This window comes from Pseudomonas sp. TE3644, from assembly GCF_056278815.1.
The window spans coordinates 4,584,592-4,609,312 of record NZ_JBWBQF010000001.1; the positions used below are offsets into that span (position 1 = coordinate 4,584,592).

At 62.3% G+C, this 24,721-nt stretch carries 26 protein-coding genes and 1 tRNA gene; 5 read left to right on the plus strand and 22 right to left on the minus strand.

The window, feature by feature from the left end:
• The first annotated feature begins 313 nt into the window (after nt 1–313).
• From ACZ9GA_RS20120 to ACZ9GA_RS20130, 3 genes are all read left to right on the plus strand, one after another.
• Complete coding sequence (locus tag ACZ9GA_RS20120) at nt 314–1,510, plus strand: amino acid aminotransferase (protein WP_457361060.1); 1,197 nt, start codon at nt 314–316, stop codon at nt 1,508–1,510.
• A 70-nt stretch (nt 1,511–1,580) separates the two neighbouring features.
• Nucleotides 1,581–1,656, plus strand: a tRNA-Asn gene (locus ACZ9GA_RS20125).
• Nucleotides 1,657–2,064: 408 nt separating this feature from the next.
• Complete coding sequence (locus tag ACZ9GA_RS20130) at nt 2,065–2,388, plus strand: helix-turn-helix domain-containing protein (protein WP_457361059.1); 324 nt, start codon at nt 2,065–2,067, stop codon at nt 2,386–2,388.
• Here ACZ9GA_RS20130 and ACZ9GA_RS20135 read toward each other — a convergent pair.
• The 19 genes from ACZ9GA_RS20135 to ACZ9GA_RS20225 all read right to left on the minus strand — a co-directional run bounded on the left by ACZ9GA_RS20135 (nt 2,375) and on the right by ACZ9GA_RS20225 (nt 17,077).
• Nucleotides 2,375–2,728 (minus strand): type II toxin-antitoxin system RelE/ParE family toxin, encoded by a 354-nt coding sequence (locus tag ACZ9GA_RS20135; protein ID WP_457361058.1) that lies wholly within the window; start codon nt 2,726–2,728, stop codon nt 2,375–2,377. The genes ACZ9GA_RS20130 and ACZ9GA_RS20135 overlap by 14 nt on opposite strands.
• Nucleotides 2,729–2,794: 66 nt before the next feature.
• Complete coding sequence (locus tag ACZ9GA_RS20140) at nt 2,795–3,178, minus strand: cupin domain-containing protein (RefSeq protein WP_457361057.1); 384 nt, start codon at nt 3,176–3,178, stop codon at nt 2,795–2,797.
• 195 nt (nt 3,179–3,373) lie between these two features.
• On the minus strand, nt 3,374–3,937 hold the full coding sequence (locus ACZ9GA_RS20145) for a DUF1285 domain-containing protein (RefSeq protein WP_457361056.1): 564 nt from the start codon (nt 3,935–3,937) through the stop codon (nt 3,374–3,376).
• Between the two features lie 19 nt (nt 3,938–3,956).
• Nucleotides 3,957–4,562 carry a DUF4823 domain-containing protein gene (locus tag ACZ9GA_RS20150; RefSeq protein ID WP_457361055.1) on the minus strand — a complete coding sequence of 202 codons (606 nt, stop codon included), beginning with the start codon at nt 4,560–4,562 and terminating at the stop codon, nt 3,957–3,959.
• Nucleotides 4,563–4,636: 74 nt separating this feature from the next.
• The gene (locus tag ACZ9GA_RS20155; protein WP_457361054.1) at nt 4,637–5,605 is read right to left on the minus strand and encodes a GTP 3',8-cyclase MoaA; all 969 of its coding nucleotides are present in this window, start codon (nt 5,603–5,605) and stop codon (nt 4,637–4,639) included.
• Between the two features lie 208 nt (nt 5,606–5,813).
• Entirely contained in the window at nt 5,814–6,449 is a 636-nt protein-coding gene (locus tag ACZ9GA_RS20160) for a TetR/AcrR family transcriptional regulator (protein WP_027977478.1), read from the minus strand.
• Between the two features lie 479 nt (nt 6,450–6,928).
• A complete protein-coding gene (locus ACZ9GA_RS20165) occupies nt 6,929–7,714 on the minus strand; it encodes a TatD family hydrolase (RefSeq protein WP_457363685.1) in 786 nt (261 codons plus the stop codon).
• A 14-nt stretch (nt 7,715–7,728) separates the two neighbouring features.
• The gene (locus ACZ9GA_RS20170) at nt 7,729–8,085 is read right to left on the minus strand and encodes a PilZ domain-containing protein (protein ID WP_027977476.1); all 357 of its coding nucleotides are present in this window, start codon (nt 8,083–8,085) and stop codon (nt 7,729–7,731) included.
• Nucleotides 8,086–8,145: 60 nt separating this feature from the next.
• Nucleotides 8,146–9,132: a DNA polymerase III subunit delta' gene (locus ACZ9GA_RS20175; RefSeq protein ID WP_457361053.1), complete on the minus strand. Its 987-nt coding sequence runs from the start codon at nt 9,130–9,132 to the stop codon at nt 8,146–8,148.
• Complete coding sequence (gene tmk, locus ACZ9GA_RS20180; RefSeq protein WP_457361052.1) at nt 9,125–9,757, minus strand: dTMP kinase; 633 nt, start codon at nt 9,755–9,757, stop codon at nt 9,125–9,127. The genes ACZ9GA_RS20175 and tmk overlap by 8 nt, the downstream gene beginning before the upstream one ends.
• A complete protein-coding gene (gene mltG, locus ACZ9GA_RS20185) occupies nt 9,754–10,905 on the minus strand; it encodes an endolytic transglycosylase MltG (RefSeq protein WP_457361051.1) in 1,152 nt (383 codons plus the stop codon). Before mltG ends, tmk begins: the two co-directional genes overlap by 4 nt.
• Before the next feature lie 3 nt (nt 10,906–10,908).
• Complete coding sequence (pabC, locus tag ACZ9GA_RS20190) at nt 10,909–11,724, minus strand: aminodeoxychorismate lyase (protein ID WP_457361050.1); 816 nt, start codon at nt 11,722–11,724, stop codon at nt 10,909–10,911.
• Entirely contained in the window at nt 11,724–12,968 is a 1,245-nt protein-coding gene (gene fabF / locus ACZ9GA_RS20195) for a beta-ketoacyl-ACP synthase II (RefSeq protein ID WP_457361049.1), read from the minus strand. The genes pabC and fabF overlap by 1 nt, the downstream gene beginning before the upstream one ends.
• A gap of 110 nt (nt 12,969–13,078) precedes the next feature.
• A complete protein-coding gene (gene acpP, locus ACZ9GA_RS20200; RefSeq protein WP_003175607.1) occupies nt 13,079–13,315 on the minus strand; it encodes an acyl carrier protein in 237 nt (78 codons plus the stop codon).
• Nucleotides 13,316–13,511: 196 nt separating this feature from the next.
• Entirely contained in the window at nt 13,512–14,252 is a 741-nt protein-coding gene (gene fabG, locus ACZ9GA_RS20205; protein ID WP_027977471.1) for a 3-oxoacyl-ACP reductase FabG, read from the minus strand.
• 17 nt (nt 14,253–14,269) lie between these two features.
• A complete protein-coding gene (gene fabD, locus ACZ9GA_RS20210) occupies nt 14,270–15,211 on the minus strand; it encodes an ACP S-malonyltransferase (RefSeq protein ID WP_457361048.1) in 942 nt (313 codons plus the stop codon).
• 128 nt (nt 15,212–15,339) lie between these two features.
• A complete protein-coding gene (gene plsX / locus ACZ9GA_RS20215) occupies nt 15,340–16,350 on the minus strand; it encodes a phosphate acyltransferase PlsX (protein ID WP_457361047.1) in 1,011 nt (336 codons plus the stop codon).
• 3 nt (nt 16,351–16,353) lie between these two features.
• A complete protein-coding gene (rpmF, locus tag ACZ9GA_RS20220) occupies nt 16,354–16,536 on the minus strand; it encodes a 50S ribosomal protein L32 (RefSeq protein WP_008375086.1) in 183 nt (60 codons plus the stop codon).
• 13 nt (nt 16,537–16,549) lie between these two features.
• Nucleotides 16,550–17,077, minus strand: a complete 528-nt coding sequence (locus ACZ9GA_RS20225; protein ID WP_027977468.1) for a YceD family protein — start codon at nt 17,075–17,077, stop codon at nt 16,550–16,552.
• 94 nt (nt 17,078–17,171) lie between these two features.
• On the opposite strand from ACZ9GA_RS20225, the gene ACZ9GA_RS20230 reads away from it, so the two are divergent.
• Nucleotides 17,172–17,750, plus strand: coding sequence for a Maf family protein (locus ACZ9GA_RS20230; protein ID WP_457361046.1), 579 nt, complete (start codon nt 17,172–17,174; stop codon nt 17,748–17,750).
• Between the two features lie 87 nt (nt 17,751–17,837).
• Here the strand turns inward: ACZ9GA_RS20230 and sppA are convergent, their stop codons facing one another.
• The 3 genes from sppA to rluC are packed head-to-tail and all read right to left on the minus strand — an operon-like array spanning nt 17,838 to nt 20,456.
• Nucleotides 17,838–18,821, minus strand: a complete 984-nt coding sequence (gene sppA, locus ACZ9GA_RS20235; protein WP_457361045.1) for a signal peptide peptidase SppA — start codon at nt 18,819–18,821, stop codon at nt 17,838–17,840.
• A 23-nt stretch (nt 18,822–18,844) separates the two neighbouring features.
• Nucleotides 18,845–19,507, minus strand: coding sequence for an HAD-IA family hydrolase (locus ACZ9GA_RS20240; RefSeq protein WP_457361044.1), 663 nt, complete (start codon nt 19,505–19,507; stop codon nt 18,845–18,847).
• Entirely contained in the window at nt 19,497–20,456 is a 960-nt protein-coding gene (gene rluC, locus ACZ9GA_RS20245; RefSeq protein WP_457361043.1) for a 23S rRNA pseudouridine(955/2504/2580) synthase RluC, read from the minus strand. Before rluC ends, ACZ9GA_RS20240 begins: the two co-directional genes overlap by 11 nt.
• A gap of 739 nt (nt 20,457–21,195) precedes the next feature.
• On the opposite strand from rluC, the gene rne reads away from it, so the two are divergent.
• A complete protein-coding gene (rne, locus tag ACZ9GA_RS20250; protein ID WP_457361042.1) occupies nt 21,196–24,516 on the plus strand; it encodes a ribonuclease E in 3,321 nt (1,106 codons plus the stop codon).
• Nucleotides 24,517–24,721 lie beyond the last annotated feature (205 nt).

The following is a 24,721-nucleotide window of genomic DNA, read 5'->3' on the forward strand; positions in this document are numbered from 1 at the left end:
CCGGTAGGAAAACGCCTACGGATGAAAACGACCACAGGGGCGAAAACGCGCCTGTATTTATAGACAGTACTTATACCCCAAGTGGCGTCTTTCGGCGCCGCTTTCAAGACATTGCCTACACGGAGTTTGGACCGCGCCGTGTTTGAAATGACTAACGGTGGTAAAAAAAAGCGCAAATAGGCGGCAAAAGGTGCTGCAACCTGTCGCAGGTGACAGCAAGGATCTTTATACTGACTCCCCGTTTGTGCACCGCTCTAGTGCATTTTTGGAGTGGTGTACCCCCCATTACCCTCCAATCAGAGCTACGGTAAAAATGAGCCTGTTTTCTGCTGTCGAATTGGCACCCCGCGATCCTATCCTGGGCCTGAACGAAGCGTTCAACGCCGACACCCGCACCGACAAGATCAACTTGGGCGTGGGCGTTTACAGTGACGAACAAGGGCGAATTCCCCTGTTGCGCGCCGTTGTCGAAGCCGAGACCGCACGCGTTGCCCAGCATGCTGCCCGCGGCTACCTGCCGATCGACGGCATCGCGGCCTACGACCAGGCCGTGCAGAAACTGCTGTTCGGCGCCCAGTCGCCCCTGCTGGCCGAAGGCCGCGTAGTGACCGTGCAGGCCGTTGGCGGCACCGGCGCACTGAAAATCGGTGCTGACTTCCTCAAGCAGCTCTCGCCCAACGCCGTGGTTGCCATCAGCGACCCAAGCTGGGAAAACCACCGCGCCCTGTTCGAAACCGCCGGCTTCCCGGTGCAGAACTACCGCTACTACGACGCGGCCACCAACGGCGTCAACCGTGCCGGCCTGTTCGAAGACCTGAACGCCCTGCCCAACGGTTCGATCGTTGTGCTGCACGCCTGCTGCCACAACCCGACCGGCGTCGACCTGACCCCGGAAGACTGGAAAAAAGTGCTGGAAACCGTCAAGGCCAAGGGCCACGTACCGTTCCTGGACATGGCCTACCAGGGCTTCGGTGACGGCATCGACGAAGATGCCGCCGCCGTGCGCCTGTTCGCCGAGTCGGGCCTGACCTTCTTCGTTTCCAGCTCGTTCTCCAAGTCGTTCTCGCTGTACGGCGAGCGTGTGGGCGCCCTGTCGATCGTCACCGAGTCCAAGGAAGAAAGCACCCGCGTGCTGTCCCAGGTCAAGCGTGTGATCCGCACCAACTACTCCAACCCGCCTACCCACGGCGCCATGATCGTCGCCACCGTGCTCAACAGCCCTGAGCTGCGCGCCCAGTGGGAAGCCGAACTGGCCGAAATGCGCCTGCGCATCCGCGGCATGCGCAACCAGATGGTCGAAGGCCTGGCCGCTGCCGGTGCCAACCGCGACTTCGGTTTCGTCGGCCAGCAGCGCGGCATGTTCTCCTACTCGGGCCTAACCGCTGCCCAGGCCCAGCGCCTGCGCAGCGACTTCGGCATCTACGCACTGGACACCGGCCGCATCTGCGTGGCCGCGCTGAACCAAAGCAACATTGATCGTGTGATCAAGGCGATCGTTGCGGTGCTGTGATGCCATTCAGCGGGAGAAGTTAACGAAAGGGTTGACTTCTCCTTTTGAATCAGTAACATAGGCACCAGATTCCGCGATAGCTCAGTTGGTAGAGCAAATGACTGTTAATCATTGGGTCCCTGGTTCGAGTCCAGGTCGTGGAGCCAAAATTTAGCAAAACCCCTCTTCTAGAGGGGTTTTGTCGTTTCTGGGGCAGTGAAAAATCGCGATCACCGACCCTGCTTCAGGCCCCCTCCTCGCGAGGCAACGCCCCCGATATATCCCGCCGGCAATACAACGGACCAACCTACGGCAACGGCTACAGTTCGCGCATACACTTTCAAATCTTCGCTCATGTCGACGGCAAATCGCTGACCATCGATGAAAGTGACCTCAAGGAGGAAGTTTGGGCAGCCCGAACGGCCCTTAGACGGGGGCGTATCATCAATACCGCACCTTCATCGCGCTAGCGTTGTGCAACATTTTCAGCCACCCCATCAACAAAGCCAAGGTTGCGCTGAGCACGACTGTCGAAGTACATTATCTAAAATTTTAGATAACTCTGGTGCCGCGCCATGACGCTCAAATACTACGACAGCCCTTTCCACGTCACCCACGACGAAGAAACTGCCAGTAAAATGGCCTTGAAGATGGACCTGTCCATCTTCATCACCGACTGCCTCAAGAAAATGAAACTCAACCAAACCGAGGCCGCGACCCGCCTCGACGTCACGCAATCGCGCATTTCGGAGCTGGCCAACGGCAAAATCGAAAAATTCACCGTCGATTCGATGATGGACATGCTCGACAAGCTGGGTTTTCGGACTCACTTTACGATGGCAGCAGACGGCAACCAGACTCAGCCACAGATAGTTATTTCACAGGTCACTGGGAACTGACGCGGCTCTCACGCAACAAGCACATCAGCTCCTTCAAGCGCGATTGCGCCACAGCCATGGCACGGCGGTCCGTCCGATTCGTGGTTTTGATGAAGGAATGCAGCACGAATAGCGTGTCGGCAAACTTTACGATGTAGACGCATCGGTAGGCCGGACTGCCGTTGAGCACCAATTCCAGCGCCCCGGGACCCACAGTGCCCGCCAACGGCTTGCTGACCAGCGCTGACTGATCGCCGTACTGGATTCGACGGAGATCCTTGCCAAATTCATCCTGAACATGTTCAGGCAGGGCCTTGTACTCGCGGGCCGCCGCCTCACTGACAAACGCGAATTTCCTCATGAAAGTCTCCCCCCGAAATGGCGCCAATATTCGGGGGGAAGCGCAGCCTTCGTCAGTCAAATTCCATTACTGGTTGTAAGGCTCCAACACCTGCTGCGACTCGCCTTTCAACACCCACACCAGCAGCTTCGCCGGCTTGGTCTTGCTGGCGTTGCGCGACACCAGGTGCACCGTGCCCGCTGGCTCATACCAATACTGCCCTTGCTTGTAGGTCACAGGCGCCTCGCCCTTCAACTGCGATACCACGCTGCCTTCCAGCACATAAGCCATCACCGAACCAGGGTGACTATGGGCGTCGGAGGCTTGGCCGGGGGCGTAGTCGACGGTGAGCATGATCGCTTGCTGGCCGGGGGCGTTGGGTGGGGTTTGTTGTTGCAGGATATGCACGTTGTCGTGGGCGAAGGCGCTGGTGGACAGCAGGGCGGTGGCTAGCAGGATGCGGATGTTCATCTTCGTGGCCTCTTGGGGGATGAGGTGAAGATAGGCGCGTTTGCGGGGCGGCTACAGTGCCAATGGACGGGAAGATGGGGTGGCCAATGGTGTAGCCGCTGCCGCCAGGCTGCGCTGGCCGGCGCCAACCCTGAAGGTCTGCAGTGAGGCACAGGGCCCGCGCAGCCTGGCGGCAGCGGCTACGACGGCGATGCGCTAGGGCTCCAGGCCGATTGGGAAGAACTGGCCGCTGCTCCACACACCCAGCCAGCGCTGGCCGTCGACTTCGCACACGGTAGCCAGTTCAACCAGCTGGTAGAACACATTGCGATGGACCAGCGCTTCGAGGTTGCTGCGCACCAACACGTAAGGCGATGGCTCCTGGGTAACAGGATCGATCTCGACGCGCAGCGGATGCTCGGCATCCGCCACGACACTGTCCTCGACGTTGGTGACGAAGCGCAGCACCTGGTCCTCGCCCTGCCCTTCAACCTCCAGGGTCACCGCGACAAAGGGCGCGTCATCAACGGTGATCCCGACCATTTCCACCGGCGTGACCAGCACATAGTCATCGCCATCACGACGCAGGATAGTGGAGAACAACCGCACCATCGGCTTGCGCCCGATCGGCGTGCCCAGGTAGTACCAGGTGCCGTCCCGGGCGATGCGCATGTCGATGTGGCCGCAAAAGTCGGGGTTCCACAGGTGCACGGGCGGCAGGCCCTTGCCGCTGCTGGGGATCTGCGCCAGCAGATCATTGGCCTTGCCTGCACCGCTCATGCCTTGCTCCTGTATACCGTTACGGGCGACTCATGCCCAACAGCATACGAGCGTAATCCTCCAGCGGCGGCTCTAGCAAATCTTCCGGCTTCTGGTTGTGGATACTCAGCAGGCCGCCACGCATGCGGATGGTGGCGCTGTCGATCAGGTAGCGGGTGTTGGTTTCGATCAGCATCACCTGGATGGTGCCGTTGTCCACGCCCAGGCGGTCGACGGCTTCCTGGTCGGCCCACTCATCGGAGTTGCCGATGCGGTCGTCAGCGTTGGCAAAACGGGTGTATAGCAGGTAGCTGGCACCTGCGCTGCGCGCCTCGCCCAGGGCCTGCTCAAGACCCAGCGGCGTGCGGGCACGGCGCACCATGGGGAAGTAGTCGATAAAGCCGTTGAAGGCCGCCTCGGCCACTACGTTAGGCTTGGGGTAGGCGCTGCCCGGTGGGGCAAAGGCACCTTGGCCGATGTAGATGAACGAGTCAGGCTGCAGGCGAAAATTATTCAGGCGACGGGTATTGCTGTGGTTCAGCACACCGGCATCGCTCAATTGATCGTGGGTGACTTGCCCCATGTCACTGACACTCATGCAGCCGCTCAGCGCCAACAGCGCGAGCGACAAGATCAGGCTACGCATCTTTCCTCCAGAGGCCGGTGACGGAAAACCGGCGAATAGCCGCGTGATGCAGCTTTTGCGCCAGTCTGACCCCTTCAGCCGCCGATGATCTTCATCACCGTGGCGCCGCCGGAAAAAGCCACGGCCTGCTTGTCGCCCAAGGCCTTGACCAGCAAGCCCTGCAGGGCCGGCAAGGCCTGGTGGCGGGGCTTGTCCAGCAGGTCACCGACGTAGTGACGGTTGCTGGATGACAGGCAACCATGCAGCCAGCCGGTGGACGACAGGCGCAGGCGTGAACAGGTGCGGCAGAACGGTACGCTCTCGTTGGCGATCACGCCAAAATAACCACGCCCCGGTACTTGGTAGCGGATGGCCGTGGCGTCTACCGGCGCACTGGCCTGCTGGTATTCATGGTGCTCACCGATCAGCGCAAGCAATTGTGCCAGGCTGATGAACTGGGCGTGAAAGGCATTGGCATCGCTGGCCAGGTGACCCATGCGCATCAATTCAATGAAACGCAGCTCGAAGCCGCGGTCCAGGCAGTAGCCGAGCAACGGCACCACCTGATCAATGTTGCGCCCGCGCAGCGGCACCATGTTGATCTTGACCTTCAACCCCGCCGCCCTCGCCCGCTCAAGGCCATCGAGCACGGTGCGCAGGTCGCCGCCACGAGCGATGCTGCGGAAGGCGTCCGGGTCCAGGGTATCGAGGGAGACGTTGATGCGACAGATGCCGGTTTCCAGTAGCAGCGGCAGTTTTCGCGAGAGCAGTTGGCCGTTGGTGGTCAGGCTGATGTCGCTCAGCCCCAGACCGGCTACGCCACGCAGGAAATCGTCGAGTTTGGGACTGACCAGGGGCTCGCCACCGGTAACGCGCAAGCGCTCGATACCGGCGGCTTCCATCAGATAAGCCACGCCTCGCACCAGGGTTGCCGCCGACAGTTCATCCTGGGCGGCGACGAGGCGCTTGCCGTCCGGTACGCAGTAGGTGCAGGCGTAGTTGCAGGCGGCCGTCAGGCTGACGCGCAGATTGCGAAAACGCCTGCCTTGACGATCGACGATCATGATGACTCCGGCATGGGGAAGCGGACTGCGAAAATCTGACCGAAAAGTCAGGATTTGGCAAGCCCCCATCGGAATAAGTATACGCGCCCCCCGTGGGAGCGGGCTCTGCCCGCGAAAAGGATGGCGCAGTACATCTGGAAGTTCGCCGTATTCTTTTCGCGGGCAGAGCCCGCTCCCACAGAAGTGAACCCAACCAAAGCAAGGCAGGTCAGGCGGAGGGTTCGCTGTCGCGCTTGCGCTTGTTGCCCATGCGCACGCCGATGTCCATCAGGAACTGGAAGAAGCCTTCCTGATCTTCCAGCACGTTGCTCCAGAACGGCGAGTGGTACAGCGCCACGGCGCCGTGTACCAGGGCCCAGGAGGCGCAGTAGTGGAAGTACGGTGGCACGTCTTCGAGCTTGCCTTCGCTGATGCGACCCTTGATCAGCAGGGTCAGGCGGTCGAAGTTGGAGGCGCGGATCTTGTGCAACTCCTCGACCATCTCCGGCACCTGGTTGCCCTTGACCACCTTCTCTTCCAGGCGGTCGAACAGGCGATAGCGCTGGGGGTCGCGCATGCGGAATTCGAAGTAGGCGCGCGACAGGGCTTCCTTGTCGCGATCGACATCGGCCGAATGCAGCAGTTCGTTCAAATCGCGCTCGTAGTCGAGCATCAGGCGCAGGTAGATCTCCGCCTTGGACTTGAAGTGCTTGTAGATCGTGCCTTTGCCGATGCCTACGGCATCCGCGATCATCTCGACGGTGACGCTGTCTTCACCTTGTTCGAGAAACAGCTTGAGCGCGGTATCGAGGATCTCTTGCTCGCGGCGACGAAATTCACGGACCTTACGAGGTTCTTTCTGCATAAGATGAACTGGATCAAAATCGAAGCCCGGTATTATGCCTAACTTGCAGCAAATTGCACGGAAGTTCCAACGATAAGCCTGTTTGTGGACACGTGCCGGTACAAATCCCCATCAAGTTTTTGACGCTTTGCCGTTCGACCTTGCCAAGAGCACTCAATGGACGCGGGCGTATTCCAAATCTGTTTAAAAAATGCTCAATCGACAGTGGCGTTGTACAAAAGGTAGCCAATACTTCAAGTGTCGGCGCGCTCATACCCCCCAAGTGACACGCCGATAAAGGTGGCCAGGGACCGTTCGCCTTTGTATTACTCCTAATGGTCTTAACCCGGATTCACCCCCCAGAACCCGGGTTTTTTTTGCCCGGCGTTCCTGTAGCCGCTGCCGTCAGGCTGCGCTGGCCCTAGGGTCCACCGCAGATTCTCGGCGAGGCACTGGGCCAGCGCGGCCTATCGGCAGCGGCTACGGTGTATGGCAGGGCGTCAGGGTTGGACGTGCGCCAGCGGAAACAACCGCTTGAAGTTGGCGGTGGTCTGCTCGGCCAACTGCTCGTAGGACTCGCCACGCACCAGCGCCAGAAACTCGGCGACTTCGCGCACGTACTGCGGCAGGTTGGGCTTGCCACGATGCGGGATTGGCGCCAAGTACGGCGAATCGGTTTCCACCAGCAGGCGATCGGCCGGCACCTGGCGCGCCACGTCGCGCAGGGCGTCGGCGTTGCGGAAGGTGACGATGCCCGACAGGGAAATGTAATAACCCATGTCCAGGGCAGCCTTGGCCATGTCCCAGTCTTCGGTGAAGCAGTGCAGCACGCCAGCCTGGGGCAGTTGCGCATCGCGCAGCAGGTCGAGGGTATCGGCACGGGCACCACGGGTGTGGATGATCACCGGCTTGCCAGTGACCTTCGCCGCTTCCAGGTGCAGGCGGAACGAGGCCTGCTGCAACTCGGCCGCTTCGGGCTCGTAGTGGTAGTCCAGGCCGGTCTCGCCGATGGCCACCACGCGCGGGTGATCCAGCTCGTCCAGCAGCCACTGCAAGGCGGGCGCCTCGCCAGGTTTGAGGTCCAGCGGGTGAATACCGACCGAGCAGTCGACGTCGGCGTAGCGTTCGGCCACCGCCTTGACGGCACCGGCGTTGTCGGCGCTGACGCCGATGCACAGGAAGTGCCCCACCCCGCGGTCACGGGCTGCCTGCAGGGCGGCATCGAGGGAACCGTCGTGCTGGGCCAGGTCCAGACGATCGAGGTGGCAGTGGGAATCGACAAGCATGGGCATGAGCAGACTTACATCGTGTGAGTGGGGCGGTCGGACTTGATGGCGCCGGCCAGGTAGGTTTCGATCTTGTTGCGGGCGGTGTTGTCACCGTCGTTGAATTGCACGCCGACACCGGCGGCACGGTTGCCCTGGGCGCCCTTGGGGGTGATCCAGGCCACACGGCCGGCCACCGGGATCTTTTCCGGCTCGTCCATCAGGTTGAGCAGCATGAACAGTTCATCGCCCAGCTTGTAGCTCTTGGTGGTGGGGATGAACAGCCCGCCGTTCTTGATAAATGGCATGTAGGCGGCGTACAGCACCGATTTGTCCTTGATGGTCAGGGACAGGATGCCGTTGCGCGGGCCGGGACTGACTGGCTGATTCATTGGTATTCCTCGATTGCGCCTACTTCCGAAGGCCCGCCGCTGCGGGCCCCACTACGCTCTTCATGCCTGGCCGGGCAAACCTGCCCACGACACCAGCAAGGCTTCGAGCAACAACACCCGGTTGAGGTTGGCCTTGGACAGCACCTTCTGGCGCTGGGCCAGAATCCAGTCCTGAACGGTGAGGACCTTGCCCTGCCCGCTCTTCTGCGCCAGGTACTGAACCACCTTGCGCATATCCCCCAAGCCTAACCCCTCCTCGTCCTGCGTCAACTGATAGCGCAGGATCAGGTTGGACCAGTCGCAGAACCAGTCGAACAGCAGCAACAGCGGAATGGCGTTCCAGCCCTCGGCCAGTTGCGTGGGCGAGGCCTGTTGCTTGAGCAGCTTCTTGACGCCATCGACCACCAGCGCGCGCTGTTCGGTCACGCCCTGGGCTTGCAGCCTGACGGCGACCAGCGGCGAGCCGGCGGCCAGGGTCAGCAGTTCTTCGCGCTGCTCAGGCGTGCAATCGGGCAAGGCACCGGCCAGCCACTCCAGGCTCATGGCCCGGCTGGGCAGCGGGCAGGCCTGCTGCACGCAACGGCTCTTGATGGTGGGCAGCAAGCGGCTGGGCTGGTGGCTGACCAGCAGCAACACGGTGTTGCCCGACGGCTCTTCAAGGCTTTTGAGCAAGGCGTTGGCGGCGTTGATGTTCATCGACTCCACCGGCTCGATCAGGATCACCTTGCGCCCGCCCAGCTGCGCGGTCTGCACCACGAAACTGACCAGGTCGCGCACCTGGTCGACCTTGATCGCCTTGTCGGCCTCTTCAGGTTCCAGGATGTAATTGTCAGGGTGGCTGCCCGCGGCCAGCAGGTGGCAGGACTTGCACTGCCCACACGCGGCCAGGCCCGCGGGCTGCTGACACAGCAGCAGCGCCATCAGGCGCTCGGCCAGGGCGCGCTTGCCGATGCCCTGGGGGCCATGCAGCAGGTAGGCGTGAGCGTGCTGGTTACGGCCGGCCAGGTGCTGCCAGAGGCTGTCCTGCCACGGGTAGGCCTCAGCCACGGGCGCGCGCCTCAATGCCGGGCAGCAGGCTGTCCAGTTGCTGCTGGACTTGGGCCAGGGTCAGCGCGGCGTTGACCAGGGTGTAGCGCTCAGGCGCGGCGGCGGCGCGCTCAAGGTAGGTGTTGCGCACGGCCTCGAAGAAGGCACGGCCTTCCTGCTCGAAACGGTCCAGGCGGCCACGGGCGGTGGCGCGGGCCAGGCCCACTTCCACCGGCAGGTCGAACACCAGCGTCAGGTCGGGGCGCAGGTCGCCCTGCACGAAGCTTTCCAGGCTGGCGATACGCGCCCGGCTCAGGCCGCGGCCGCCGCCTTGATAGGCGTACGTTGCGTCAGTGAACCGGTCACACAGGACCACGGCGCCACGCGCCAACGCCGGGCGAATCACTTCGCTCAGGTGCTGGGCACGGGCGGCGAACACCAGCAACAGCTCGGTGTCGGCGTGCATGGCTTCGTCGCTGGGGGCCAGCAGCAGTTCGCGGATGCGCTCGGCCAGCGGCGTGCCGCCAGGCTCGCGGGTCAGCACCACATCCAGCCCGGCCGCACGCAGGTGCTGGGCCAGGTATTCGCGGTTGGTGCTCTTGCCCGCGCCTTCGGGCCCTTCAAGGGTGATGAATAAACCGGTCACTGGCTGTCCTTTTTCGAATCTTGGGGGGCGTCGCCGCTGGGGTCCGTCGCTGTGTCAGGGCTGGCCGGTGGCACGGCGGCAGGCTCGGCGCCAGGCTCCTGGGCCGGCGCAGGGATGGGCGCGGGACTGGAGCGGTAGTCGGCACGACGCTTGAGCTGGAACTCGCGCACGGCATTGTTGTGCTCTTCCAGGTCATCGGAGAACACATGGCTGCCGTCGCCGCGGGCAACGAAATACAGGCTGCTGCCGCTGGCCGGGTTCAGCGCGGCATGGATGGCCTCACGGCCCACCATGGCGATCGGCGTGGGCGGCAGGCCGGCATTGGTGTAGGTGTTGTAGGGCGTGGCTTCGTGCAGGTCGGCGCGAGTCAGCTTGCCGGTGTAGCGCTCGCCCATACCGTAGATCACCGTGGGGTCGGTCTGCAGCAGCATGCCGGTAGCCAGGCGACGCACGAACACGCCGGCGATTTCGGCACGCTCCTGGGGCACGCCGGTTTCCTTCTCTACCAGCGAGGCCATGATCAGTGCCTGGTAAGGCTGGTCATAGGGCGCGTCCGGGGCACGGTCGGTCCACTCCTTGGCCAGCACTTCGTCCAGGCGGCTATAGGCCTGGCCCAGCAGGTCGGCGTCGCTCATGCCACGCACGTACTTGTAGGTATCGGGGAAGAACCGACCTTCGGGGAACACGCCATCGTGACCCAGGCGGGCCATGACCTCGGCGTCGCTCAGGCCGGCCAGGGTGTGCTTGAGCTTTTCCTGCTTGTCGAGGGCCGCACGCACCTGGCGGAAGTTCCAGCCCTCGACCAGGGTCAGGCTGTATTGCACCACTTCACCGCGCTGCCACACGCCCAGCAAGTCCTTGAGGGTCATGCCTGGTGTGAGGCGGTATTCACCGCTGTGCAGCGGTTGACCGGCCAGGTTGAAGCGCCAGTGGACCCGCAGCCAGAATGCATCGCGCAGCGTGCCTTTGGCCTGCATGCGGTTGAAGGTGCCGGTGGGGGTGGAACCGGACGGTACGTCCAGGAGTTCCTCCTGGGCGACATTAAGGGTTTGGTCCAGTGCGCTATGCACTTTCCAGGCGGCATAGCCCAGGGTCAGGCCTGCCAGAATTACCAGCGTTTCCAGCAGCACCAAGAATTTACGTCTCACGAATCACACATCCAGTAGTGCGCGGGCAAGGCTCTGCAGTTTACGGGTGAGAGGGCCCGGCGGCCAGTTCAGTGACGCAAAAGCGCGCACCGGCCAGATTCCATAAACACTATTGCAGATGAAAACTTCGTCGGCTTGCTGCAGATCGTCCAGCCACAGGTCGCGTATCTGCACGGCCATGCCCAGCGCGGCCGCCTGTGCCAGCAGCTCGGCACGCATCACCCCGGCCACGCCACAGCGGCTGAGGTCAGGGGTCAGCAGTTGACCTTCACGCACCAAAAACAGGTTGCTGAACACGCCTTCGATCAGCCGCCCTGAAACATCGCGCATCAATCCTTCGGCGAACTCCGGGCTGTTCCACTCCGCACGGGCCAGCACCTGCTCCAGGCGGTTGAGGTGCTTGAGACCGGCCAGCAGCGGTTGCTCGGCCAGGCGCGTGGTGCATTCGAACAGGCGCACACCCTGCTCGCCATGGGCGGCAGGGTAAGCAGCAGGCGGGTTGCCCTGGATCAGGCGGCGCGCAGGCGCCAGCGGGTCGGCGGCATAGCCACGCTGGCTGTCGCCACGGGTAACGATGAGCTTGAGCACACCGTCGCCCAGCTGGCGCGCGCAGGCCTGCAGCTCAGCCTCGACCAGTACCGCGTCGAGGTTGATGGCCAGGCGCTTGCAGCCTTCCTGCAGACGTTGCAGGTGCCGGGCCGCCAGTGACAACTGGCCAGCCTTGACGGCGATGGTCTCGAACACCCCATCGCCGTAGGCCAGGCCACGGCTCTTCACGCCCAACGTATCCGCCGCGACGCCGTCGACCCAGCTGAGCATCAACCGTGGAACCGACGGAACACCAGCGAGCCGTTGGTGCCACCGAAACCGAACGAGTTGGACAGCACCACATCGATCGGCATTTCACGCGCATGATGCGGCACGAAGTCCAGGTCGCAGCCTTCGTCAGGCTCTTCCAGGTTGATGGTGGGCGGCGCCACCTGGCTGTTGATGGCCAGCACGCTGAAGATCGCCTCAACCGCGCCGGCAGCACCCAGCAGGTGACCGGTCATGGACTTGGTGGAACTGACCGCCAGCTGGTAGGCGTGATCGCCGAACACCGACTTGATGGCCGAGGCTTCCGCCAGGTCGCCGGCCGGCGTCGAGGTGCCGTGGGCGTTGATGTACTGCACCTGGTCGGCGTTGACGCCGGCATCGCGCAGTGCATTGGTGATGCAACGCGCAGCACCGGCACCGTCTTCAGGTGGCGAGGTCATGTGGTAGGCGTCGCCGCTCATGCCAAAACCAACCAGCTCGGCATAAATGGTCGCACCACGTGCCTTGGCGTGCTCCAGCTCTTCGAGCACCAGCGCGCCGGCACCGTCGGACAGCACGAAGCCATCACGCCCCTTGTCCCACGGGCGGCTGGCCCGGGTCGGTTCGTCATTGCGCGTGGACAGTGCACGGGATGCGCCGAAGCCACCCATGCCCAGGCCGCAGGCGGCCATCTCGGCGCCACCGGCAATCATCACGTCAGCTTCGCCGTAGGCAATGTTGCGCGCAGCCATGCCGATGCAATGGGTGCCCGTGGTGCACGCCGTTGCGATGGCATAGTTAGGCCCCTGCACACCCAGGTGGATGGACAGGAAACCGGAAATCATGTTGATGATCGAACCCGGCACGAAGAACGGCGAAATCCGACGCGGCCCGGAGGCGTGCAGGATCTGGCAGGTTTCCTCGATGTTGGTCAGACCGCCGATACCCGAGCCCATGGCCACGCCAATGCGCTCACGGTTGGCATCGGTCACTTCCAGGCCGGCGTTACGCACCGCCTGAAAACCGGCCGCCAGGCCGTACTGAATGAACAGGTCGAGCTTGCGGGCTTCCTTGACCGACAGGTACTCCTCGACGTTGAAGCCTTTGACCGAGCCGCCAAAACGGGTGGAGTAGGCAGAAAGGTCGGTATGCTCGATCAGACCAATGCCACTGCGGCCAGCCAGAATGCCCTGCCAACTGCTCGGCACGTCCGTGCCCAGTGGCGACAGCATACCCATACCGGTGACCACGACGCGTCTACGCGACACAGCGCTCTCCTTATTCTAGGAACAACCTTTACATCTCATCTAAAGAAAAAACCGCACGCCAGCAAAGGCAGTGCGGTTTTTCCATGACAAGAAGCTGCGATTACAAAGTCTTAAGCCTGGTGGCTGGTGACGTAATCGATAGCGGCTTGAACAGTAGTGATCTTCTCAGCTTCTTCGTCAGGGATTTCGGTCTCGAATTCCTCTTCCAGAGCCATCACCAGCTCAACGGTGTCAAGGGAATCGGCACCCAGATCTTCAACGAAGGAAGCAGTGTTCACGACTTCTTCTTCTTTAACGCCCAGTTGCTCGGCGACGATTTTCTTGACGCGTTCTTCGATGGTGCTCATACCTTGTTTTCACTCCTAATGGACATAAGTCAGGCAGCTGGCCAGTGTGCAAGTTTATAGGAAGACTTCGGCATTTCAAGCTGAAAGCGTCGGCTCCTGATCACACTCACCCGCTACCTAGAATTTGGATGCAGCTTTATAACGGATTTTGAACGACACGTATGACATTTTTTTGAAGCAATCCGTCACATTTCACTTACATGTACATGCCGCCGTTGACCGGGATAGTAGCACCGGTGACGTAGGCTGCACCTTCCGAGGCCAGGAAAGCCACCACTTTCGCGATTTCTTCGGCCTGGCCCAGGCGACCCAGAGGGATCTGGGTCTGCAAGGCTTCACGCTGTGCTTCAGGCAGCTCACGGGTCATGTCGGTGTCGATGAAGCCTGGGGCCACCGAGTTGACCGTGATTGCACGCGAGCCCACTTCACGGGCCAGCGCACGGCTGAAGCCCTCAAGGCCCGCCTTGGCAGCAGCGTAGTTCACTTGGCCGACGTTGCCCATGGCACCGACAACCGAACCAATGCTGATGATACGACCCCAACGCGCCTTGGTCATGCCGCGCAGCACACCCTTGGACAGCCGGTAGAGGCTGTTGAGGTTGGTGTCGATGACATCATGCCACTCATCATCTTTCATGCGCAGCATCAAATTGTCGCGGGTGATGCCAGCGTTGTTGACCAGAATGGTCGGCGCGCCGAACTGCTCGGTGATGGCCGCCAGGACAGCAGCGACGGATTCGTCGCTGGTCACGTTCAGCTCGAGGCCGGTGCCCTGCACGCCGTTTTCCTTGAGGGTGGCGGCGATGCGCTCGGCACCCGAGGCCGATGTGGCGGTACCGATGACGGTAGCGCCCATGCGGCCCAGTTCCAGGGCGATAGCCTGGCCAATGCCACGGCTGGCGCCGGTAACCAGTGCAACTTTACCTTGCAGGCTCATGCAGGCTTCTCCTAGTTTCAGGCCTTCGCCGCCGCAACAGCGGCAGCGAAGACGTCTGGGGTATTCAGGTTTTCAGTGCTCACGCCCTCGGCGCAGCGCTTGTTCAGGCCGGCCAGGACCTTGCCCGGGCCGCATTCGACCAGGCGCGGCGCGCCGTTGGCCGCCAGGAATTGGACCGACTCGACCCAACGCACCGGCTTGTACAGCTGCTCCAGCAGATCGCGCTTGAGGGTGTCCAGGTCTGCAGGCACGGCGGCGCTGACGTTCTGCACCACAGGGATCTGCGGGGCCTGCCAGTCAATGGCATTGATCGACTCGGCGAAGCGCTCGGCAGCAGGCTTCATCAGCGCGCAGTGCGACGGCACGCTGACCGGCAGCGGCAGGGCGCGCTTGGCACCGGCGGCCTTGAGCAGCTCGATGGCACGCTCCACGGCAGCCGCGGAGCCGGCAATCACCACCTGGCCCGGGGAGTTGAAGTTCACCGCGCTGACCACGTCGCCCTGGGCCGCTTCGGCGCAGGCATTGACCACGACGGCATCGTCCAGGCCCAGGATCGCCGCCATGGCGCCCTGACCGGCCGGCACGGCCTCTTGCATCAGTTGGCCGCGACGCTCCACCAGCTTGACCGCGTCAGCCAGGCTCAGGCAGCCAGCGGCCACCAGGGCGCTGTACTCGCCCAGGCTGTGGCCGGCGACAAATGCCGGGCGCTCGCCACCTTCGGCCAGCCACAGGCGCCACAGGGCCACCGAGGCTGCCAGGATGGCAGGCTGCGTCTTGTCAGTCTGGTTGAGGCTTTCGACCGGACCTTGCTGAATCAACGCCCACAGGTCGTAACCCAGCGCGTCGGAAGCTTCCTTGAACGTATCCAGCACCAGCGGGTACTGGGCGCCCAGCTCGGCGAGCATGCCCAGGGACTGGGAACCTTGCCCTGGAAAGACAAATGCGAGGGATGCAGACATTTAACAAGCCCTTATTGATCTTGTTCGTCGGAGAATTGACGTGCAACCGAAGTTGAACGCAAGAAACTGACAGTTGGATGACAGATAGAACCGGGTGGTCACATTTAAGCATTCCTTGGCGGATATGCCTAAAGCAACAGATCTTCCAGCCGCCCGTGCAGGCGCTGCGGAAGGTTTTCCTGAATTTCGATCAACGCACGGGAAATGGCGCTCTGGAAGCCCTGCACCCCCGCCGAACCATGACTTTTCACGACAATGCCCTGCAAGCCCAGGAAACTGGCGCCGTTGTGGCGCGCCGGCGCCAGGTCGGCCTGCAGGCGCTTGAGCAACGGCATGGCCAGGGCGCCCACGGCGCGCGAGGCCATGCTGCCCTTGAACAACGCTTCGATGCGCGCACTGATCATGGTCGCCAGGCCTTCGCTGGATTTAAGCAGGATATTGCCGACAAAACCGTCGCACACCACCACATCCGCCTCGCCGCGGTACACCCCATCACCCTCGACGAAGCCGATGTAGTTAAGCCCACGCGCACCCTGCAACAGGCTGGCCGCCAGCTTGACCTGCTGGTTGCCCTTGATGTCCTCGGTGCCGACGTTGAGCAGCGCTACCCGCGGACGAGCCACGCCCAGCGCCTGCGCCGCCACCGAGCCCATCACGGCGAACTGGAACAGGTGTTCGGCACTGCAATCGACATTGGCGCCCAGATCCAGCAACTGGCAGTAGCCGGTCTGGGTCGGAATGGCAGCCACCATCGCTGGCCGGTCGATGCCGGGCAAGGTCTTGAGGATGTAGCGCGACAAGGCCATCAGCGCCCCGGTGTTGCCGGCACTGACGCAAGCCTGCACCTTGCCATCACGCAACAACTCCAGCGCCACGCGCATGGAAGAATCCGGCTTGCCACGCAATGCCTGGGACGGCCGCTCATCCATACCGATGACTTCGCTGGCCGCAGCAATCTGCAGGCGCGCGCGATCCACACCGGGTTGGCTGGCGATCAATTCTTCAAGGAGTAGAGGGTGACCGACGAGGGTCAGGTACAGCGAGGGGGTCGCAGACAGGCAAGCAAGGCTGGCCTGGACAATGCTGCGGGGACCGAAGTCCCCGCCCATTGCGTCAATCGCGATGACTTGAGCGGACAAGGATTACTCGTCAGCGCCCTTGTCGATCACTTTACGGCCACGGTATACGCCTTCTGGCGAAACGTGGTGGCGCAGGTGTACTTCACCGGTGGTCTTTTCGACCGACAGGGTGCTAGCCGACAGGGCGTCGTGCGAACGGCGCATGTCACGGGCAGAGCGGGATTTTTTGTTCTGCTGAACAGCCATAATTGATTAACTCCTAAACGTTTGGGTCACGCTTTAACTGCGCCAATACACTGAACGGGTTGGACCGCGTTACCTCGTCCTCGCTCGGTTCGGGCTCATCTGCGCCCGCCGGCTGCTGGCATTCTTCCGGATGATGAGCAGGCACAATGGGCAAGGCGAGCAAAAGCTCCTCCTCGATCAGTGCCTGAAGATCCAAAGGATCTTCGCCCAGTTCCAGCACGTCATAACCTTTCGGTAACGACTGGGTATTTGCACCCTCTTTCACCACAGCATAACTGCTTTCGCTGTGGATCGGCAGGGTGACCAGCTCAAGACAACGCTGGCATACCATCTTGACTTCGACGTCGAGATGGCTGTGGATAACCACTGCCTTTCGCTCGTCTCGTTCGAAAACGAATTTAACCTGCACCGTACCGAGGTTATCGGAAAGCGGGTCGCAGAGTCTCTCCAAATCGGATAATGGCAGCGAACCTTCAAGGGTTACGCCACGATCGGCCAATTTGCGCGGGTCAACGTGAGGTGGAATCGGGTCATTCAACATAGGCGCAGCATTCTAGGGACGACCCCCTCCCCTGTCAAAGGAAATTCGGCGCTAAGCCAATGATAGAATGACCATTCATCTACAGGAGACCGTCATGTTGCCCTTGCTTCTAGCCTCAAGCTCGCCCTATCGCCGGGAATTGCTGGGCCGCCTGCGCCTTTCCTTCACCTGCGCCAGCCCCGACATCGACGAAAGCCGACTGGCGGATGAGCCCGCCGAAACCCTGGTCAAGCGCCTGGCCGAGCAGAAGGCCCGCGCCTTGGCCGCCAGCTATCCCGACCATCTTATCATTGGCTCCGACCAGGTGGCGGTGCTGGGCGAGCAGATCCTGGGCAAGCCACACACCTTCGACAGGGCCTGCACGCAACTGCTGGAGGCCAGCGGCACCAGCGTGACCTTCCTGACGGGCCTGGCGCTGCTCAACAGCGCCACAGGGCAGCGCCAGGTGGATTGCGTGCCGTTCACAGTGCAGATGCGCGAGCTGGACCTGGCGACCATCCAGCGCTATCTGCAGGCCGAGCAGCCGTATGACTGCGCAGGCAGCTTCAAGGCGGAGGGTTTGGGGGTGAGCTTGTTCAAGAGCACCCACGGGCCGGATGCGACGAGCCTGGTGGGGCTGCCGTTGATCAGGTTGGTGGATATGTTGTTGCAGGAGGGGGTACAGGTGCCCTGAGATCGCTTTCCCGAGCTTCGCCCGGTCCCACATGTCGAATATCCAATGTGGGACCGGGCGAAGCTCGGGAAGCGAGCGACGCCGATTTCAGCGCAACGACGGACCATTAAAGCCCATATACAACGCCAGCTTCTCGGCCACGCTGGCGCCCAGCTTCTTGGAGAAGCGGTCCAGCGCCGAATCCTCGACGGTAAAATCAACCAGCTCTTTCTCGCCCACGATTTCACGGGCCACGTAGCTGGAATTGCCCAGTCCATCGATCAAGCCCAGCTGCAACGCCTGCTCGCCCGACCAGATCAGGCCGGAGAACAACTCAGGGTGCTCCTTGACCTTCAGACGGTCACCACGCCCCTGCTTCACCACATTGATGAACTGGTTGTGCGTGGTATCCAGCACACCCTGCCAGAACTGCGTTTCTTCCGGCTTGGCCGGCTGGAACGGGTCGAGGAACGACTTGTGCTCGCCCGAGGTGTAGGCACGACGCTCCACACCCAGCTTCTCCATGGTGCCGACAAAACCGTAACCGGCCGCCGTCACACCGATGGAACCCACCAGGCTGGCCTTGTCGGCGTAGATCTGGTCGGCGGCACTGGCGATGTAATAGGCACCCGAAGCACCCAGGTCACTGATCACGGCATACAGCTTGGTGTCCGGATGCTCTTTGCGCAGGCGGTGAATCTCATCAACCACGTAACCAGCCTGCACCGGGCTGCCGCCAGGGCTGTTGATGCGCAGCACCACGGCCTTGACCTTGGAATCTTCGAACGCGGCGCGCAGGCTGCCGATCAGGTTGTCGGCGCTGGCCGCCTCCTGGTCGGCGATCACGCCACGCACTTCGATCAGCGCGGTGTAATGGGAGCCACGCGCAGCGCTCTTCTCCATGTCCAGCAACGGCGTGAAGGCCGCCAGGGCCAGGAACAGGTAGATGAAGGTCAGCGACTTGAAGAAGATCCCCCAGCGGCGGGTGCGCCGATGCTCGATCACGTTGGCCTGCAACGTCCTTTCCAGCAACTGCCAGCTTTTATCATCACCACGCTTTTCGGCGTCGGGCGCTTTCCATTCATCAGACATCGTTCAGCTCCCTACGGAAAAATTCAATTCGCCGAACCGTCCAGCCATACCTGCAATTGCGTGAAATGCTCAATGGCCAGCACCGGTTCGTGCACTTTCAGGCTTTCCAGCGGCATCGCACCGTAACCGACGGCCACCGCATCCATACCGGCATTGCGCGCCATCAGCAGATCGAAGGAGGCATCCCCCACCATCAGCGCGCGCTCACGCGGCACCTGGCAATGGGCAAGGATCTCCTCCAGCATCAACGGATGCGGCTTGCTGCGGGTTTCGTCGGCAGCACGGGTGATATCGAAATACGCCTCCCAGCCATGCGCCTTCAACACCCGATCCAGCCCGCGACGCGCCTTGCCAGTGGCCACCGCCAGACGGTAGCCCGCCGCACGGAAAGCCGCCAGCGACTCGACCACGCCCGGGAACAGCGCCGAGGGTTCGGCGTCCATGGCCATGTAGCAATCGGCATAGTGTTGACGAAAAGCGACAACCTGGCTGTCATCCATTTCCGGATACAGCGTAAGAATTGCCTCAGGCAGTGCCAGCCCGATGATGCCTTTGATCGCATCATCATCGCGCTCGGCATAACCGGCCACCCGCGCTGCCACTTTCATGGCCTCGACAATCCGACCAATGGAGTCGGACAAGGTGCCGTCCCAGTCAAAGATCAGCAGGTCGTAGTCACGGCGCACTGGCGAGGCGCTCCACGGTCTTGGCCCACATTTCGTCCACCGGCGCTTCCAGCTTCAGCACACCGCCATCGGGCAGCGGCACATTCAACGCATAGGCGTGCAGGAACAGGCGCTTGCCGCCCAGGTCGCGGATTTCGCGGCTGAACTCTTCGTCGCCGTATTTGCTGTCACCGGCAATGCAGTGCCCGGCATGCAGGGTATGTACGCGGATCTGGTGGGTACGACCGGTAATCGGGCGCGCCTCGACCATGGTGGCGTAGTCACCGAAGCGGCGCAGCACCTTGAACAGGGTCAGGGCCTCCTTGCCTTCCTCGTCGATCTCGACCATGCGCTCGCCGGAGCGCAGGTTGCTCTTCTGCAACGGCGCATTGACCTGCTTGCGCGCCGTGTCCCAGCGCCCACGCACCAGGGCCATGTAGCGCTTGTCGACGCCATCGCCACGCAGGGCGGCGTGCAGGTGGCGCAGCATGCTGCGCTTCTTGGCGATCATCAGCAGCCCGGAGGTGTCGCGGTCCAGGCGGTGCACCAACTCCAGCTCCTTGGTATCGGGGCGCAACTGGCGGAAAGCCTCGATCACGCCATAGTTCAGGCCGCTGCCACCGTGCACGGCAATGCCGGCCGGCTTGTTGATGACCAGCAGGGCCTTGTCCTCGAACACGATGGAGGCTTCCAGGCGCTGCAACAGGCCTTGTGCCAGCGGCACCGGCTCGTCGCGCTCGGGCAGGCGCACGGGTGGAATACGGATGATGTCCCCGGCCTGCAGCTTGTATTCGGGTTTGATCCGGCCCTTGTTCACGCGCACTTCGCCCTTGCGAAGGATGCGGTAGACCAAGGTTTTCGGCACACCCTTGAGCGCGGTGATGAGGAAATTATCGATGCGTTGGCCGGCATATTCCGGCGCAACCTCGAGCAGCTGGACGCCGGAGGTTGGAGGGGTTGTAGTCGTCATTTCCCCATAATAACAATTTTTTATGGATTTGAAGCACTTAATGATTACTGCTATAGTCGCGAACGCCGCCAAAAGTGGCGGGCAAGTGGATATGCGGTAGTAGACCGGCCCTTGCCTACGCAATTCATGAGGACGCGAGGCCGTCCGACGGGGTTTTTGCTTGATTACGGGTGGTACGCAACGTAACCGGCGCAGATGTGAGAAGACCGAGAGAAAGCCAAAAAGAGCGGTGTTTTTGCACTCATTTTCAGTTTTTTTTCGATGCCACTCCCATCCCACGCGGTCGTTGTCATCCGGTATCGGCGAATGCTTCGGAAACACAAAGCCTTAGCCATAAAGGCGCGAGCACCTCGTCGGTGCTTGCGATAAATGCCAACCCGTTGCGGATTCAGCGCGCGGCAGCACCCGAATTATCAGGGATACGTGTAGGGTGGAGATGCACAATCGTCGGACCGTGTAGCATCGCGTCATGTCGAGAACTGCCACAGGCGCCTCACGACAGGACCCGGGCTTGATCAAGACGCTTACGGGCGTCCACGCAAGGCAATTGATTCCTCCTCCTGACTGAGTGCTTTTGACACCACAGCAAGCAGGAAGCGTCGTCGCGACTTCATCCCCGTTGGATGGACCTCGCTGGACACTGCAGTGGCCCCGCCGCTGCTGACGCACCTGACACCGACCGTGAGAAGTCGTGTGTGCCGAACGCCGTTTCCGGCAGCCCGGAAACCGACGGTACTACATGAAAAGAATGCTGATTAACGCAACCCAACCCGAAGAGTTGCGCGTTGCACTGGTAGACGGCCAACGCCTCTACGACCTGGACATCGAGTCCGGCGCCCGCGAGCAGAAGAAGGCCAACATCTACAAGGGCCGGATCACTCGCATCGAACCGAGCCTGGAAGCCGCCTTCGTCGACTTCGGCTCCGAGCGTCATGGCTTCCTGCCGCTGAAAGAAATCTCCCGCGAATACTTCAAGAAATCCCCCGAAGGCCGCGTCAACATCAAGGACGTCCTGAGCGAAGGCCAGGAAGTCATCGTGCAGGTCGAGAAAGAAGAACGTGGCAACAAGGGCGCTGCCCTGACCACCTTCATCAGCCTGGCCGGTCGCTACCTCGTACTGATGCCCAACAACCCGCGTGCCGGCGGCATCTCGCGCCGCATCGAAGGCGAAGAGCGCAACGAACTGCGTGAAGCGCTGAACGGCCTGGTGGCCCCGGCCGACATGGGCCTGATCGTGCGCACTGCAGGCCTTGGCCGCAGCAGCGAAGAGATGCAGTGGGACCTGGACTACCTGCTGCAACTGTGGACCGCGATCAAGGAAGCTTCCCTGGACCGTTCCGCGCCTTTCCTGATCTACCAGGAAAGCAACGTGATCATCCGCGCCATCCGCGATTACCTGCGCCAGGACATCGGCGAAGTGCTGATCGACAGCATCGAAGCCCAGGAAGAAGCCCTGACCTTCATCCGCCAGGTGATGCCGCAGTACGCCAGCAAGATCAAGCTGTACGAAGACAGCGTGCCGCTGTTCAACCGCTTCCAGATCGAAAGCCAGATCGAAACCGCCTTCCAGCGCGTGGTCGAACTGCCGTCCGGCGGCTCGATCGTGATCGACCCGACCGAAGCCCTGGTGTCCATCGACATCAACTCGGCGCGCGCCACCAAAGGCAGCGACATCGAAGAAACCGCCCTGCAGACCAACCTGGAAGCGGCCGAAGAGATCGCTCGCCAGCTGCGCCTGCGTGACATCGGCGGCCTGATCGTGATCGACTTCATCGACATGACCCCGGCCAAGAACCAGCGCGCCGTGGAAGAAAAAGTCCGCGAATGCCTGGAAGCCGACCGTGCCCGCGTGCAGATCGGCCGCATTTCGCGCTTTGGTCTGTTGGAAATGTCCCGTCAGCGCCTGCGTCCGTCCCTGGGCGAGAGCAGCGGCATCGTCTGCCCACGCTGCAACGGTACCGGCATCATCCGTGACGTCGAATCGCTGTCGCTGGCCATCCTGCGCCTGATCGAAGAAGAAGCCCTGAAGGACCGTACCGCCGAGGTGCGTGCCCAAGTGCCGATCCCGGTCGCTGCGTTCCTGCTGAACGAAAAACGCAACTCGATCACCAAGATCGAACTGCGCACCCGTGCTCGCATCGTTATCCTGCCGAACGATCACCTGGAAACCCCGCACTTCGAAGTACAGCGCCTGCGTGACGATAGCCCGGAAGCGCAAAGCGCCCAGTCGAGCTACGAGATCGCCGCTGCCGAAGTCGAAGAAGTCCAGCCAGTGGCCGCTACCCGCACCCTGGTTCGCCAGGAAGCCGCGGTCAAGACCGCCCCGGCCCGCGCTTCGGCACCGGTGCCGACCGAAGTGGCCGCCCCTGCCCCGGTTGCAGCCCCGGCTCCAGTCGTGCCAGAGCCAAGCCTGTTCAAAGGCCTGGTGAAGTCGCTGGTCAGCCTATTCGCCACCAAGGAAGAGCCAGCCGCCCCGGTTGTGGTCGAGAAGCCAGCCACTCCAGAGCGCCCGCAGCGCAATGAAGAGCGCCGCAACGGTCGTCAGCAAAGCCGCAACCGCAACGGCCGTCGCGACGAAGAGCGCAAGCCGCGCGAAGAACGTGCACCGCGTGAAGAGCGCGCCCCACGTGAAGCCCGCGAAGACGCTCCGGCCGCCCGTGAAGAACGTGCCCCACGCCCTCCACGTGAGCCACGCGCCCCGCGTGAAGATCGCCGCAGCCGCGAAGACCGTCCGGTCCGCGAACTGCGCGAGCCGCTGGATGCCGTAGCCCCGGCCGTGCGCGAAGAGCGTCCTGAGCGCGCCCCTCGCGAAGAGCGTGCGCCGCGTGAAGAACGTGCGCCGCGTGCACCGCGTGAAGAACGCGTGCTGCGCGACGAGAACGCACCACGTGAAGAGCGTGCGCCGCGTGAGGAACGTGCACCGCGCGAAGAGCGTGCACCTCGTGAAGAACGTGCCCCGCGTGAAGAACGCGCCCCACGTGAGGAACGTGCACCACGCGAAGAGCGTGCACCTCGCACCCCACGTCCGGAGCAGGTCGAGAACGAAAACGAAACCGTCGCCGCCACCGCTGACGAAGCGCTGCCGAACGAAGAACTGCTGCAGGACGAAAACCTGGAAGGCGCCGATGGCGAGCGTCCTCGTCGTCGCTCCCGTGGTCAGCGTCGCCGCAGCAACCGTCGTGAGCGTCAACGCGATGCCAACGGCAACGTGGTTGAAGGCAGCGAAGAAGGTCAGGAAGGTCAGGAAGAAGGTCAGGAGCCATCGGGCACCGAACTGGCTGCCGGCCTGGCTGTGACCGCCGCCGTCGCCAGCAGCGTGATCAGCGCCCCTGCCGAAGCCGAAGCCGCCGTTCAGGCCGAGCGCGCCACTGCGACCGTGCACGAAGCCGCCCCTGAAGTGGTTGAAACCGCACCGGTTGTCGAAGCTGCTCCTGCCCCGGCAGAGCACATCGAAGCCCCAGCCGTGCACGCTGAAGTGGTCGCCGACCAGCCGGTTGTCGTGACGCCAGTGATCGAGGCTGAAGCGCCAGTGGAAGTGACCCCAGTGGTGGAAGCCGCGCCGGTCGTCGAAGCTGCTCCGGTTGTCGAAGCTCAGCCTGAGCCTGAAGTGTTCGCCGCCCCGGTGGTCGAGCAGCCAGCGCCAGTGTTTGAAGCGCCTGCACCGAAGTCGTTCGAGGAAGCGGCTGCGCCAGTGGTCGACATCCAGCCTGAACCAGCCCCTGAGCCGGTAAAAGCCGAAGTCGTTGAAGAAGCTGCCCCTGCGCCCGTGGTCGAAGCCGCTCCAGTCGAGCCAGCCCCTGCGGTTGAGCCGGTTGTAGAGGCAGCGCCTGAAGTGGTTGCCGAGCCAGTGGTCGAAGCCAAGCCTGAAGTGGTTGAAGCGCCAGCTGTCGCCCTGACCAGCAACGGCCGCGCCCCGAACGACCCACGTGAAGTGCGTCGCCGCAAGCGTGAAGCCGAAGCCGCAGCAGCCGCTGCTGCCCTGGCTGCAGAAGCTGAGCCGGTCATCGAGCACCAGCCCCGCGCCGTAGAAGAACAGCACGAGCACAAGCCGTTCGTCTGATCGTGAAGGCATGAAAAAGCCCCCGCTGCAGCGATGCAGCGGGGGCTTTTTTATAGAGCAGTCTGTAGCAGCAACTGTCTTGTGGCGGTGCACACTAGCCAACCACAAGTGCAAGGCCTTGCACCGTGGGAGCGGGCTCTGCCCGCGAAAAGAGCGCCGCGGTGTTTCAGGTACTTCGCGGTGTTCTTTTCGCGGGTAGAACCCG

Coding starts and splice junctions, on each gene's coding strand:
- ACZ9GA_RS20120 (WP_457361060.1), top strand. CDS start 314: ATGAGCCTGTTTTCTGCTGTCGAATTGGCACCCCGCGATCCTATCCTG.
- pabC (WP_457361050.1), bottom strand. CDS start 11,724: ATGCTCAGCTGGGTCGACGGCGTCGCGGCGGATACGTTGGGCGTGAAG.
- ACZ9GA_RS20225 (WP_027977468.1), bottom strand. CDS start 17,077: ATGTTGAATGACCCGATTCCACCTCACGTTGACCCGCGCAAATTGGCC.
- sppA (WP_457361045.1), bottom strand. CDS start 18,821: ATGTCTGATGAATGGAAAGCGCCCGACGCCGAAAAGCGTGGTGATGAT.
- ACZ9GA_RS20145 (WP_457361056.1), bottom strand. CDS start 3,937: ATGAGCGGTGCAGGCAAGGCCAATGATCTGCTGGCGCAGATCCCCAGC.
- ACZ9GA_RS20230 (WP_457361046.1), top strand. CDS start 17,172: ATGTTGCCCTTGCTTCTAGCCTCAAGCTCGCCCTATCGCCGGGAATTG.
- rluC (WP_457361043.1), bottom strand. CDS start 20,456: ATGACGACTACAACCCCTCCAACCTCCGGCGTCCAGCTGCTCGAGGTT.
- ACZ9GA_RS20140 (WP_457361057.1), bottom strand. CDS start 3,178: ATGAACATCCGCATCCTGCTAGCCACCGCCCTGCTGTCCACCAGCGCC.
- ACZ9GA_RS20170 (WP_027977476.1), bottom strand. CDS start 8,085: ATGAATCAGCCAGTCAGTCCCGGCCCGCGCAACGGCATCCTGTCCCTG.
- ACZ9GA_RS20130 (WP_457361059.1), top strand. CDS start 2,065: ATGACGCTCAAATACTACGACAGCCCTTTCCACGTCACCCACGACGAA.
- fabD (WP_457361048.1), bottom strand. CDS start 15,211: ATGTCTGCATCCCTCGCATTTGTCTTTCCAGGGCAAGGTTCCCAGTCC.
- ACZ9GA_RS20155 (WP_457361054.1), bottom strand. CDS start 5,605: ATGATCGTCGATCGTCAAGGCAGGCGTTTTCGCAATCTGCGCGTCAGC.
- ACZ9GA_RS20165 (WP_457363685.1), bottom strand. CDS start 7,714: ATGCTTGTCGATTCCCACTGCCACCTCGATCGTCTGGACCTGGCCCAG.
- acpP (WP_003175607.1), bottom strand. CDS start 13,315: ATGAGCACCATCGAAGAACGCGTCAAGAAAATCGTCGCCGAGCAACTG.
- rne (WP_457361042.1), top strand. CDS start 21,196: ATGAAAAGAATGCTGATTAACGCAACCCAACCCGAAGAGTTGCGCGTT.
- ACZ9GA_RS20135 (WP_457361058.1), bottom strand. CDS start 2,728: ATGAGGAAATTCGCGTTTGTCAGTGAGGCGGCGGCCCGCGAGTACAAG.
- rpmF (WP_008375086.1), bottom strand. CDS start 16,536: ATGGCTGTTCAGCAGAACAAAAAATCCCGCTCTGCCCGTGACATGCGC.
- fabG (WP_027977471.1), bottom strand. CDS start 14,252: ATGAGCCTGCAAGGTAAAGTTGCACTGGTTACCGGCGCCAGCCGTGGC.
- ACZ9GA_RS20160 (WP_027977478.1), bottom strand. CDS start 6,449: ATGCAGAAAGAACCTCGTAAGGTCCGTGAATTTCGTCGCCGCGAGCAA.
- ACZ9GA_RS20150 (WP_457361055.1), bottom strand. CDS start 4,562: ATGCGTAGCCTGATCTTGTCGCTCGCGCTGTTGGCGCTGAGCGGCTGC.